Raw genomic sequence first — 13435 nt, 5'->3', positions numbered from 1 at the left:
AAGGCTTATTCAGCAATATAATTTCAAAATGAATAAACCTGCAGCTAAAATCTACCATACAACCAATTGGTCATCCTATAATCGAGCCTTAATTAATCGAGGCAATATTTCCATTTGGTTTGATCCAAAGACTCAGTGGTATGCACAATCACAAGGCAAGCAAGGTCGAAATCAAACCTATTCCGATACAGCGATTCAATGCTGCTTAATGATCAAATCTCTATTTCGACTCTCTTTACGCATGGTTACAGGTTTTGTTCAAAGCCTGATTAAGCTTTGTGGATTAGATTGGACAGCTCCGGATTATTCCACCCTTTGTCGTAGACAGAAGCATATTGATATTGCGATTAGCTATCAAAAAAGTAGTAATGGGCTGCATCTACTTGTAGATTCTACTGGCTTGAAGTTTCTTGGTGAAGGTGAATGGAAATGCAAGAAACATGGGTCTGAATATCGTCGCCAATGGCGTAAGCTTCACATTGCTATAGATGCTAAAACCCTGCAAATACGTGCAGTACAACTCACCACAAATGATGTCAGTGATTCTCAAGTATTTGAAGATTTACTTGCTCAAATTCCCTTGGATGAACAAATTGATTCTGTTTATACAGATGGTGCTTATGACACAAAGCACTGCCGACAACTCATTTTAGATCGAGATGCATATGCGGTCATTCCACCGAGAAAGAATGCAAAACCTTGGAAAGATCAACAAGCGAGGTCTATAGAACGCAATGAGTTATTGAAAACAGTCAAACGGCTAGGAAGATCGCTTTGGAAAAAGTGGTCTGGTTATCATTGTCGAAGTTTGGTGGAAACCAAGATGCATTGCATCAAATTATTAGGCGATAAATTAACATCAAGAAGTTTCCCTAGTCAGGTGAATGAGATTCATGCACGCATAGCGGTCTTGAATAAATTCACAGAATTAGGTCGCCCTCATACCCAAGTTGTCTCTTAAATTTAACTCAATTAGGGTAGCTCTGCCTTTCAAACCTTTGTGCAACAAAGCCGTTCACTTCTACTTAATGGTTCTTTAAGATCAAAAATATATTTAATTACAGTTAGAGAATGAGAAGTAAGCAAAATTTGTAGATTCAAACTATTAGCTTGAGATTTTAATAAATTCATTAATTTAATTTGAGCTCTAGGGTGTAGACCTGCCTCAATTTCATCAATAACCAATAATCCACCAATGTATTCACCGCCCAATTCTCTTTTGATTTTCTTAAATGAAGCCAAAGCCGTAATAATAGAACTAAGAGAATCTTGCCCAAGAGAAATTGCCAAAGTGCTGTGATCAGTATTTGGAATTTTTGATCTTTTTTTAGAACCTTTAAAATTATGATCAACAATGCAATCTTTTTCAGAATTCTTTGTATAGTCAATAACTTCCTTAAATTTATCCTCTATATAAGCTTTATCATCATCATCAATAGCTCTTAATTCTTTTTTTTCAATGTTATCATTATCAATTTCGCCAATTGGTGTAATCCTACTCATGCCTAAGTAAATCGTAGGAATTGGCATTTTTCCGTCTATGCTAAGATTTAATTCTCTTGATCTTTGTGCATCTTCACTTCTTGGAATAACTCGAACCCTATCAATAACCGTCTGACCTGTTACAGGATCTATTTTAGTGTTAGCACCAACTGAAGATTTTTTTATAAAATTCTCTGTCCCTGTTTCGGTTTCTAATAAATAATCAATATATAAATAGCCACGTTCAGCAACAGGCTTAACATCATGCTCAGGATCTAAATGGAATATTTCATTAAATTCCGCTCTAAAGGATTTATCAAAATAACTTACGTGTTTCTTATCAGAAGAACCATTTGCTAGTAATCCCAATATACTTGACTTACCAATCCCATTATGGCCTGCAATGACTGTAATTCTTGGGCTAATTCCAATATCTAAATTAGCTAGTTTTCTAAATCCTATGCTATCAAACTTAATGGATGCAATTTTAATAGATTTCAATTCTAGATCCCTTAAAAATCAGTAATACTTATATGTCTAAAATTACAATTTTTAAAACAACATATTGAATTTTTAAACTTCAAACAAAGAATGCTCTCATAACTTATAGATAAAATAAGTCACACAATTTTATAGTTTCAATTACTACTGCACTATAGTTCAAAAATAATAAAATCACATTCGAATAGCATATTTTTTAACTATTAAATCTTATCAAATTAGAATATTACAATTGTATGTACTGTAATCAAGACAATTGATATTATCATTTGAATCATCTTAATGTTTGACCTTATACAAGAAACCCAGTACAAAGACTGGGTTTTTACAACAACAAAAAGTAATTTAATGCAAACCTAATTTCTCAGCAACATAGTCAGAATCTTTATCACCACGTCCTGACAGATTCACAACAATCTTAATATCCTTCGACATCTTTGGGGCTTCACGAATTGCCCAAGCGACTGCATGTGAACTTTCTAATGCAGGAACAATCCCTTCAACACGTGACAAAGTCATAAATGCATCTAAACATTCTTGATCTGAAGCAGTTGAATATTCAGCACGACCTAAATCTTTCAAGAAACTGTGCTGTGGACCTACACCTGGATAATCCAAACCTGATGCGATTGAATGCACAGCTAATGGCTCCCCGTTTTCATCTTCAAGTACATAACATGCCATACCGTGTAACTGGCTTGGCTTACCTAAGGTTAAAGTTGCAGAATGCATATCTGTATCTAAACCATGACCTGCAGGTTCAACGCCTACCAATTTTACATTTGGTTCATTTAAAAATGCAGTGAACGCACCCATTGCATTTGACCCACCGCCAACACAGGCAACAACATAGTCTGGATTTGTGCCGAAACGCTCTTTGGTTTGTACTTTAATTTCATCCCCAATAATCGCTTGGAAATCACGTACCATTTTTGGAAATGGGTGTGGCCCAACCACAGAGCCTATCGCATAAATAAAGCTATCTGGGTCTTTTAAATATTCTTCAAATGCACTATCGACAGCATCTTTTAAGGTTGCTGTACCACGTGTTACAGCAATCAAATTCGCACCTAAGATTTTCATCTTAACCACATTCGGATGTTCTTTCTCAATGTCCACTTGCCCCATATGAATTTCACATGGAATACCGACAAGTGCGCATGCCGTTGCTAAAGCAACACCATGTTGACCTGCACCAGTTTCAGCAATGACTTTCTTTTTACCCATGTATTTAGCAAGCAAAGCTTCGCCTAAACAATGGTTAATTTTATGCGCACCGGTATGATTGAGGTCTTCACGTTTTAAATAAATTTGTGCCCCACCCAACTGCTCAGACAAACGCTTCGCATGATAGAGTGGACTTGGACGACCCACATAATTCGCGAACAAATCGGCTAATTCGTTTTTAAACGCTGCTGTATGGCGAATTTCCTCGTATGCGACATTGATTTCATCCATCGCTGCTTTTAAATGTGGCGGAATAAATTGACCACCATATTCACCAAAAAATCCTTCTTCATTTGGTAAAGCGATGCCATTGATTTGATGTTGCATTCCAATCCCCTACACAGAATTACGTCACTTACTTAATGCTAAATTTAAAACTAATTCAAGATTTACTGAGCATTTAATCGCTTATTTCAAATATTAAATAATTAAAAATTAACGAGATAAATATTTCGTCATATCCTCAATGCCTTTCAAGCTCATCGGATACATATGATCTTCAAAGATCTGCTTAATCCATCCAATGGTTTGCGTGTAATGCCAATACTTTTCTACTTCTGGATTCAGCCACGCGGTTTTTTCATAGTGCTGTCTTAAGCGTCGTAACCAAACCTCACCCGCTTCTTCGTTCATATACTCAACTGAACCACCTGCCGAACGCAACTCATAGGGTGCCATACTCGCATCGCCAACGACGATGACACGATAGTCTTTCCCATAAGTATTCAACAAATCTTGGGTATTCATTTTTGTGGATGACCGGCGATGGTTGTCTTTCCAGACATAATCATACAGACAGTTATGGAAATAGAAGTATTCAAGCGTTTTAAATTCAGTCTTGGCAGCACTAAATAGTTTTTCACATTGGGCAATATGGGCATCCATAGACCCGCCCACATCAAACAACATCAACACTTTAATGCGGTTACGCCGTTCAGGTACCATTTGAACATCGAGAATACCCTGTCTAGCCGTCTCACGAATCGTTTGATTAATATCTAACTCTTCTTCAGCACCTTGACGCGCAAACTTACGTAAACGGCGTAATGCCATTTGCATCTGACGTGTACCTAAAATTTGCTCGTCATCTAAGTTTTGATATTTACGCTGTTCCCAAACTTTGACAGCCGATTTTTTACGTCCTGGCCCACCAATACGAACCCCTTCAGGATGATCACCAAAAGCACCAAAAGGAGAAGTTCCTCCTGTGCCAATCATACGATTACCACCTTGATGCTTTTTGTGCTGTTCACGCAAACGCTCTTCGAACATTTTCATCAATTCTTCTAAAGAGCCGGCTTTTTCAAGCGCCTCTCGCTGTTCAGGTGTTAAATGCTTTTCAAGTAATTCTAACTCCAGCCAATCTTTTGGAATTTGATGGAGCTTACCCATCAAATCATCTAGATCAAAAGTTTGTATACCTTCAAAATAATCTTTGATTGCACGGTCAAATTTATCAAAAAAACGCTCATCTTTTACCATAATGGTTTTAACGAGTTGATAAAACTCCTCTTGATCTGCAAACACTAGCCCTTGGCTGACTGCTTCATTTAAATCAATCAGTTCACGCGTCGTTACGGGAATCCCGTATTTTCGCAAGGTATAAAATAATCTTACGAACATGGGTGCTTACCTTTTAACGTCGAGCCATAAATGCAAGACGCTCAAGTAACTGCACATCCTGTTCATTTTTGATCAAAGCACCATATAGTGGCGGGATTGATTTTGACTTGTCGTGATTACGAAGCACATCTTCTGGCATGTCATCAGCCATAAGTAGACTCAGCCAATCAATCAACTCTGAGGTTGAAGGCGGTTTCTTTAAACCCGGTACTTGACGCAATTTAAAAAATACTTGTAATGCTTCATTGACCAAAGACGTTGAAATACGTGGAAAGTGGACGGCAATAATGTCTCTCATCGTTGCTTCATCTGGGAATTCAATATAATGAAAGAAACAACGGCGTAGGAATGCATCTGGCAATTCTTTTTCATTATTCGAAGTAATAATCACGATTGGACGTTGAGTCGCTGTAATGGTTTCGCCTGTTTCATAGACAAAAAATGACATTTTATCCAATTCATGAAGTAAATCATTTGGAAACTCAATATCTGCCTTGTCGATTTCATCAATCAACAAAACACAGCGCTCTTCACTGGTAAATGCTTCCCACAATTTACCTGGCTTAATATAGTTTTTAATATCGTAGACACGTTCATCCCCTAACTGGCTATCACGTAAACGTGAAACGGCATCATATTCGTACAAGCCTTGCTGTGCTTTGGTGGTCGATTTAATGTGCCATGTAATCAGTTTCAGTCCTAAACTTTGTGCAACCTGCTCGGCCAATAAGGTTTTACCCGTACCTGGCTCACCCTTAACCAATAAAGGTTTTTGAAGCGCACGTGCTGCTTTGACAGCAAGTTTAAGACTATCAGTCGCAATGTACTGATCTGTACCAGAAAATTGTTGAGCATCTGCAGACATGTTCTAACCTTATTTTTATTTAAAGTGGAGTCGAAATTTTGGATTGCGTGCTGGTTTGCACTGATTTTTTATTTGTGATGTATTTTGACCAAAAGAACCCAGCCACTAAACCAATCCCAACAACGAGTGTGATCAGCGAGAGATTAGACCAGATCAAGGGTGAATCTTTGGTGAGCACACCAAAAATCAGACCAAAAATTGCAGGTGCGATAGCGGAGTTAGGTCCTTCGGAAACAGTCGGCGTTGCAAGGATTGCAAATACCAATACCCAAGTAATTCCGCCAAGTGGTGAAGGTAAACGCTTAGCAATGGAATACCAACACCACAGAATGATCAATGTACCAAGAACATAAACTGCGATGGCAATACTGTCTTCAGGAATTGAATCCAGCATTGATAAAAATTGAGCCCATATTCCTGATTGATCTTCACGCACCGCGTAACCCCTCTGGTTCAACTGCATTCGGGTTAATTAACCCTTCTGGAGGCAGTTGGATATAAAATCCTTTGGTTTGAATAGAATCCATAACATGCATAACATTCGCACGTGCTAACTTCTTCTCTGCATGTAATTCAATCGACATCACAAAAGTTGCACGACCAAATGCCGACTTAAGCGCATCAGATAATACACCTAAAGGATCTGCTGGATTACCTTCATCATCAGAAGAATTTACACGAGCAACGTAAAGATACATTTCATCTTTTTTGCTTGATTTATAGATTTCACACCACATTTGTATACAACACCAATAAAACTCATTGCAAAGCATACAACAAAATAATCTCAGATACATTAGCGTTTGTTAACGCAACAGTCGTCTTGACTTAGCTACCACTTTGCTTGTTTATTATTTATACATGAAACAAATCGATTCGCGATCAACGTATAAATTATGACTTAGAACTTTTCTATTGATTTACACACTTTATTTATTAAGTTCTCATGTCTAAATGATCTCGATCTTAGAATTGAGTCATGTAAATAATTTAAATCAATCCAAAGAATTTATACGACCATCTCATTTAACTTTTTGAGATCCGATCTTAAATCCTCTCAATTGAGTAGGCATAGAACAGTGCTATGCCTACTAAGTCACTCACTATTTAATCATTTACTTTCATTTGCTTAGATAAATAGTCAACATCATCATTGAGCAAATGAATCAATGGTCTTGTAAGCATATCGTAGCGCCAACCGAGTAAATATTGGGGTAAGTCTTGTTCATCACCATGAAACACCACATGCTGATATAAAGAACCCAGCCACTTTTTACGCATTAATACTTCTTTGGGAATATCGACCTCGCCCGCAATATTTTCGATTAACTCATCAACACTTTGCGTAATGCCCTGAGATGAATGACGAATTGGACGTGCGATTCGCAGTGGCCACTCATCTTGATCAGGTAACTCTTTGATAATGTCTAAAATAATTTTGCCATATTCACCAACCACATTTGGACGAATATCTTTAATTTGCGACAACTGAAAAATATTCTTTGGATTCTTTTCAACCAAATCAATCATCGTGGAGTTTTTGAGTATAAAACTACGTGGTTGATTTAGGGCCTTCACCATTTCTTCACGCCACACGCTAAGCAACTGAAGTTGCATCAATTGACGACGAGAATGACGATAATTCCCGACATCTAAATAGAGTTTAGATTTTGGTGTTTCGCTGGCAATATCTAAAGTTAAACTCGTACAGTCTTCTAACACGTTGTCATATAAACGCTTTTTAACTAGATCAGCTTTTAACTGATCTGCCAGTTGCATAATGTATAAAACATCATTAGCTGCATAACTTTTTTGTTCATCACTCAATGGACGAGCCAACCAATCTGAGCGTGTCTGCCCCTTATCTATATCAATATCTAAAATCTGTTTTAGCGCATTTTGATAACTGACTTGTAAACCATGGCCTAAAAAAGATAAAGCAACCTGAGTATCAAATACATTTTTAAGATGCTTCTTTTCTGAATAGTGATAGATGAGATCAATATCTTCGCCACAGGCATGAAATATATTTTGGTTGGCTTTAAAAATTTTAGCCCAAAATGAACTGAGATCTAATGTCGTTCCATCCAGCAAAAATACTTGACCATCAATATTAATTTGTAAAACACCTAATTTGGGCCATAAGGTATTTACTTTAATAAATTCAGTATCTAAACCATAGACTGAATTCTGATTCATCAGATCCAGTACATTTTCAAGTTCGTTTTGTTGATGAATGAATTTAAACATAGTAGAACTGTCAAAAAATTACGCGAGTGTTGCTCAATAGTTTAACCTAATAAATCTATTTTAAATATAAATGACGAGTTTAAAAATAGAGCAACCATATGTTTTTAATTAAAAAATTATTTATAAATATAAATATTTATACTTTATACAAATTAATTCAATAATTTTCAATAACCTACTACCACGCTGAACATCTTAACTTTAATCACCGATATTGCCATAGATAAATAAAATGAAAAGTAACCCACTTAGGATTTTTGTAATCAATTGCTAAAAAAAGCACTCTTGGTGCTTATTTCATTTGCATCCGGTTGTGTAAAGCTTGGCTGAGTGTATGGCTATCGACGTACTCAAGCTCTCCGCCTTGAGGTACACCTTGCGCAATTCGAGTCATTTTCAAGGGTAAATGACGCGTTGCTTCGACTAAATAATGAGCAGTGGCTTGCCCTTCTACCGTCGCGTTGGTTGCCAGCACCACTTCTTTGACTCGCCCATCAGATAAGCGCTGTACCAAAAATGGAATACCAACTTCTTCAGGACCAATACCATCCAAAGGTGATAAATGACCACCTAAAACGTGATATTTTCCTTTAAAGCTACCACTTTGCTCAATGGCCATTACATCAGCAGGTGATTCAACCACACAAAGTAAGGTTTCATCGCGCTCGCTAGATAGGCAAATATTACACACTTCTTCTTCAGTCAATGAATGACATAAACTACATTCATGAATATAAGACGTTGCTTCATTTAATGCATGAGCCAAACCCATTGCACCTTGCTTATTTTTCATAATGAGATGCAATGCCATACGCTGAGCCGATTTCGGCCCAACGCTGGGTAGAATTCTCAATGCTTGAACAAGCTGATCAAAACGATCACTAAACATTGATTGATTCCTTAGAACATGCCTGCTAGACCAGGTGGCAATCCCATCCCTGTATTTGCAGATTTCATTCTTTCTTCTGAAACGACTTCTGCTTGACGAGCTGCATCATTCATGGCTGCTGCAATCAAGTCTTCAATCATATCTGGATCATCTTGAAGTAATTCAGGGCTGATTTCGATACGTTTAACCACGTTGCGACAAGTCATGGTTACTTTAACGAGACCACCGCCTGCTTCTGCATGAACTTCAGTTTGAGCGAGTTCTTCTTTCGCTTTCTTTACATTCGCTTCCATGTCTTTTTGCATGCGCTGTGCTTGTTGCATCAACATATTAATGTTCATATCTTTCTCCGAACATAAATTTCAATTTAAAAATGTGAATAAACTATTTCAAACCCACTGATTGTTAGATCAGCTCTAAGCCACGTTGAATATCACCAATAATATCATCAATATCTTCTAAACCAACAGAGACACGAATTAAACCTTCACTAATCCCCGCAGCTTGCTTCGCTTCAGCGGACATTCTGCCATGAGAGGTCGTCGCAGGATGTGTAATGGTTGACTTTACATCACCGAGATTACTGGTGATTGATAAAAAGCGGGTGTTATCAATGACTGTCCACGCGCCTTGACGCTCACCTTTGACCACAAATGAAACTACGCCACCGAAACCTGACTGTTGTTTTTTTGCCAGTTCATGACCGGGATGGTGCGGTAAACCTGCGTAATAGACTTTTTCAACCTTTGGATGCGCATCTAACCATTCAGCCAATTTCTGTGCACTTGCGCAATGCGCTTTCATACGCAAGCTGAGTGTCTCTAAACCTTTTAAGAAAATCCATGCATTGAATGGACTCAATGAATTACCCAGTGTACGAATCACACCTGTAATTTCTTCCATAAGTTTGGCACTACCAACAACTGCTCCACCCAAAGCACGACCTTGACCATCAATGTATTTCGTTGATGAATAAATCACCAAATCAGCACCAAATTGAATTGGGCGCTGGAGTACAGGTGTACAGAAGGTATTGTCTACCGCAAATAATGCACCATGTGCATGTGCAATATCAGCAATCGCTTGAATGTCACCCACTTGAGCCAATGGATTTGATGGGGTTTCAATAAAGAGTAATCGTGTCGTTGGACGAATTGCTTGTTTCCAAGCATCATGATCTTCTAAATCAACAAAACTAACATCAACGCCAAATTTGATCACGTATTTTTCAAATAACGAAAGAATTGAGCCAAACACCGCACGAGAACAAATCACATGATCGCCTGACTTTAAATAAGCCAAAGTGATTGCATGAACACCCGCCATACCTGAACTTGTTGCAACAGCAGCTTCAGCGCCATCCATCACAGCCAAACGCTTTTCAAAGGCTTGAACCGTTGGGTTGGTATAGCGTGAATAGGTATTTCCTTCGATTTCACCAGAGAATTTAGCAGCCGCATCAGCCGCGTTTTCACAAACAAATGATGAAGTTAAAAAAATTGGCTCACTATGCTCACCTTCGAAGGTACGGTTATGTCCAGTACGAATGGCTAAAGTATCAAGTTTATATTCAGTATCGTTTTGTTGGCTCATTACGATGAATCAGTCACATGACTGCCTTTGTTAATAATTGCCAACATTTTGAGCGTCTATAGTATTTAAGGTCAAGGTAAAATAAACAAATATCGCCTACACTTCGTACAAATCATATGATGATGAGACATTCACAGTTCATGCAACAGCTCAAAAAAACAATTGCAGACAAACAATACAAATTAAAAAATTTAGCAACCCGTATTTTTTATGGGAAGTCTTTGGTTTTGTCTCAAGCGACGCCCTATGATGTGATTGGTACTTATCAGCAAAGCGAAATTCGATATTATGCTGCGCCAAATAAAAAGTACCGTGAGCCATTGGTTTTTGTTGCTCCATTGGCAATCAAAATGGATATCTACGATTTATATCCCTATCGCTCTTTAATCAAATACTATGTTGATCAAGGTTTTGATGTTTATCTGATTGATTGGGGAAATTTTAGTTACCGTGACCGTGATTTAAATTTTCTCAGCTTTATTGACCATGCCATCCCGAACTGTATTGAACAAATTGTGGCGCACTCGAAATCAGATCAAATCTCACTGCATGGCTGGAGTATGGCCGGTATTTTTGTTCTGCTCTACACTGCATTACGTCAAAATAATCATGTCAAAAATTTAATTGTATTAGGTAGTCCGATTGATAGCTTTGCATCCGGTGGTATCGGAAAACTATATAAAAAAGTGAATCAAATTTTGGAAAAAAACCGAGTCCTGCAACGTAAAATTTACAGTGGCAGTATTCCGAAACGCTTATTACATACACCCGGATTTTTAAATGCATTTGGATTTAAAATATTAGATCCAAAAGGCTGGTATGAAGGACATAAACAACTTTTGTTGAACCTAGATGATCAAAAACTTCTTCATGAACATGCCACTTTAGGCTATTTTCTAAATCATATGATTGATTATCCTGCTGGTATCAATCAAGACATGCTTTTTAATGTTTGGTTAAAAAACCCACTCAATCAAGGCTATATTCAATTAAGAGATAAAAAAATAGAATTAAAAAATATAGACTGTGCTCTGTTTGTTGGTGCGGGTCAGAGCGATCAAATGGTGACAGCAGATGCTGTTAGACCATTGACTGAATTGACAAATAGTCCAGATGTCACGTTTACTCTTATTCCCGGTGGGCATTTAGGCTTGATGTCGAGTCAAAAAAGTGCCGATGAATTTTGGCCAAAATTATCTCAATGGCTGGCTGAACGTTCAACATCTATTTAAATACTTAAAACCAATCAATACGAGTAAATCGAATGACAACAGTTGCATTTATTGGACTAGGCGCAATGGGCTACCGAATGGCAGCGCATTTACCTCAACAATTTGAGAATGTTTTGGTTTGGAATAGAAGTTTTGATAAAGCCAAGCAACATGCTACTGAATACGGTACTCAGGCTGTTGAACTAGAACAAGCGGTACAAGCTGATATTATTTTTTCATGTTTGCCAACCAGTGCCGAAGTAGATTCGATTTTGGATCAGGTTAATATCAAGTCAGGTTCAGTCTGGATTGACTGTACTAGTGGTGTTCCTGAAGCAGCTCGTTTACAAGCTGATAAACTTAAACTCAGAAATGTCGCCTTTTTAGATGCACCTGTCAGCGGTCAGACCATCGGTGCTGAAAATGCAACACTCACGTTTATGGTCGGTGGTGATGCAGAAGCATTTCAAAAAGCCTTACCCGCAATGCAAACATTAGGAAAACTAATTAAGCATGTTGGCCACTCAGGCTCTGGCTTTGCAGTTAAGGCCGTGAATAATATGATGCTCGCGGTTCATTTGTGTGCAGCCGCAGAAGGCTTTACAACGCTGAAAGCGCACGGCGTTAATCTGAATGAAGCATTAGATTGCATTAATGCATCCAGTGGTAAAAGTGGCGTCACTGAAAATGTACTTCCTCAACGCGTATTTAACCGAAGTTTCCCTCTCACTTTTGCTTTACCGCTTTTAGCCAAAGACACGGGTATTGCTGTTGACTTAGTCCGTGATGCCAATCTTTCAGCGCCCGTGATTGCTTTAACGCAAAGCTTAATTCAAGCTGCCAATGATTCATTAGATGTAGACAGTGATTTTTCTGCTGCAGTAAAAATGTATGAATCATGGAGTAAAATTACTTTAGAATAATTTTTAGCCATTGAAATTGAACAGTCTGGTCATATAATGTAATCAAGTGACAATAATATATGTCCATTTGAGGGTTCTCATGAATAAATTATTCTTAGGTTTAGTTGCTGCATTTTTAATGTCAGCTGGGGTTTCTGCATTCGCTGATACAACCAAAGAATGTGAAAAAATCAAAGACGAATACAATATTATCTATGCAGCAAAAGGTTTTTGTTTCAAAGACCCTGATGCTAAAGCGAAATATGGTAACGAAAACTGCAATACCACGAAGCCAAAATTTTCCGAAAGAGAACAGCAAAAATTAGATGCAATTAAAGCTCGTCAAAAAGAATTGAATTGTAAATAATAGCGTTCAATTTATTCTAGCAAGGACCAGTTATGACTTACGATGATCAAAATATTTTTGCACGAATTATTCGCGGAGAGCTTCCTGCAATCAAAGTGTATGAAGATGATCGTGTTTTAGCATTTATGGATATTATGCCTCAGGCTGAAGGTCATACATTGGTCATCCCAAAATTTCCTGCTGTCACCCTCCTCGACCTTGATCCTGCAGAAGCTGCTTATACCATTCAAGTTGTGCAAAAAGTTGCTAAAGCAATGAAAAAAGCATTGGATATGAAGGGTATTGTGCTTATGCAACTCTCTGGTGCGTCTGCAGGTCAAACTGTTCCTCATGTGCATTTTCATTTGATTCCAAGTTCTGTTCATGAGCTCGGCAAACATGCAATGCAAATGGGTGATCAGGATAAAATTAAAGCGCTCGCTGAAAAGATTAAGTCAGCATTGTAATTTTTTCATGAAATAAAAATAACTGTATTTAATTAAAGGAGCTTAGGCTCCTTTTTTTGACCTTGAATATGACCATTTG

General features: G+C 37.8%; 15 protein-coding genes. 5 read left to right on the top strand and 10 right to left on the bottom strand.

Going from position 1 to position 13435, the window contains the following annotated elements; genetic code table 11:
* Positions 1 to 28 precede the first annotated feature (28 nt).
* Positions 29 to 961 (top strand): IS5 family transposase, encoded by a 933-nt coding sequence (locus AC5YCE_RS12505; RefSeq protein ID WP_496171020.1) that lies wholly within the window; start codon positions 29 to 31, stop codon positions 959 to 961.
* Positions 962 to 990: 29 nt separating this feature from the next.
* Here AC5YCE_RS12505 and AC5YCE_RS12500 read toward each other — a convergent pair whose 3' ends face one another.
* The 10 genes from AC5YCE_RS12500 to AC5YCE_RS12455 all read right to left on the bottom strand — a co-directional run bounded on the left by AC5YCE_RS12500 (position 991) and on the right by AC5YCE_RS12455 (position 10430).
* Entirely contained in the window at positions 991 to 1983 is a 993-nt protein-coding gene (locus AC5YCE_RS12500) for an AAA family ATPase (RefSeq protein ID WP_496172260.1), read from the bottom strand.
* Between the two features lie 345 nt (positions 1984 to 2328).
* Positions 2329 to 3537, bottom strand: coding sequence for a tryptophan synthase subunit beta (gene trpB, locus AC5YCE_RS12495; RefSeq protein WP_496172259.1), 1209 nt, complete (start codon positions 3535 to 3537; stop codon positions 2329 to 2331).
* Between the two features lie 108 nt (positions 3538 to 3645).
* A complete protein-coding gene (locus AC5YCE_RS12490) occupies positions 3646 to 4833 on the bottom strand; it encodes a vWA domain-containing protein (protein WP_496172258.1) in 1188 nt (395 codons plus the stop codon).
* Positions 4834 to 4846: 13 nt separating this feature from the next.
* Entirely contained in the window at positions 4847 to 5698 is an 852-nt protein-coding gene (locus tag AC5YCE_RS12485; RefSeq protein ID WP_496172257.1) for an AAA family ATPase, read from the bottom strand.
* A gap of 19 nt (positions 5699 to 5717) precedes the next feature.
* A complete protein-coding gene (locus AC5YCE_RS12480) occupies positions 5718 to 6092 on the bottom strand; it encodes a hypothetical protein (protein WP_496127108.1) in 375 nt (124 codons plus the stop codon).
* Positions 6093 to 6126: 34 nt separating this feature from the next.
* Complete coding sequence (locus tag AC5YCE_RS12475; protein WP_496127098.1) at positions 6127 to 6435, bottom strand: YcgL domain-containing protein; 309 nt, start codon at positions 6433 to 6435, stop codon at positions 6127 to 6129.
* A 370-nt stretch (positions 6436 to 6805) separates the two neighbouring features.
* The gene (locus tag AC5YCE_RS12470; RefSeq protein WP_496172256.1) at positions 6806 to 7948 is read right to left on the bottom strand and encodes a ribonuclease D; all 1143 of its coding nucleotides are present in this window, start codon (positions 7946 to 7948) and stop codon (positions 6806 to 6808) included.
* A 292-nt stretch (positions 7949 to 8240) separates the two neighbouring features.
* Positions 8241 to 8837, bottom strand: coding sequence for a recombination mediator RecR (gene recR, locus AC5YCE_RS12465; RefSeq protein ID WP_496127100.1), 597 nt, complete (start codon positions 8835 to 8837; stop codon positions 8241 to 8243).
* Between the two features lie 11 nt (positions 8838 to 8848).
* A complete protein-coding gene (locus AC5YCE_RS12460) occupies positions 8849 to 9178 on the bottom strand; it encodes a YbaB/EbfC family nucleoid-associated protein (protein ID WP_496127101.1) in 330 nt (109 codons plus the stop codon).
* Positions 9179 to 9242: 64 nt separating this feature from the next.
* Complete coding sequence (locus tag AC5YCE_RS12455; RefSeq protein WP_496127102.1) at positions 9243 to 10430, bottom strand: O-succinylhomoserine sulfhydrylase; 1188 nt, start codon at positions 10428 to 10430, stop codon at positions 9243 to 9245.
* Between the two features lie 140 nt (positions 10431 to 10570).
* Here AC5YCE_RS12455 and AC5YCE_RS12450 point away from each other — a divergent pair, with 140 nt between their 5' ends.
* From AC5YCE_RS12450 to AC5YCE_RS12435, 4 genes are all read left to right on the top strand, one after another.
* Positions 10571 to 11662 carry an alpha/beta fold hydrolase gene (locus AC5YCE_RS12450; RefSeq protein WP_496172255.1) on the top strand — a complete coding sequence of 364 codons (1092 nt, stop codon included), beginning with the start codon at positions 10571 to 10573 and terminating at the stop codon, positions 11660 to 11662.
* Between the two features lie 32 nt (positions 11663 to 11694).
* The gene (locus AC5YCE_RS12445) at positions 11695 to 12564 is read left to right on the top strand and encodes an NAD(P)-dependent oxidoreductase (RefSeq protein WP_496172254.1); all 870 of its coding nucleotides are present in this window, start codon (positions 11695 to 11697) and stop codon (positions 12562 to 12564) included.
* 79 nt (positions 12565 to 12643) lie between these two features.
* Positions 12644 to 12910 carry a YARHG domain-containing protein gene (locus AC5YCE_RS12440; protein WP_496127105.1) on the top strand — a complete coding sequence of 89 codons (267 nt, stop codon included), beginning with the start codon at positions 12644 to 12646 and terminating at the stop codon, positions 12908 to 12910.
* Positions 12911 to 12942: 32 nt separating this feature from the next.
* Positions 12943 to 13356 carry an HIT family protein gene (locus AC5YCE_RS12435; RefSeq protein ID WP_496172253.1) on the top strand — a complete coding sequence of 138 codons (414 nt, stop codon included), beginning with the start codon at positions 12943 to 12945 and terminating at the stop codon, positions 13354 to 13356.
* The last annotated feature ends 79 nt before the right edge of the window (positions 13357 to 13435 follow it).

The organism is Acinetobacter sp. CY79 (genome assembly GCF_059515845.1).
Note: the sequence above shows the minus strand (reverse complement) of the source record. Positions and strands in the feature narration are given on the sequence as shown.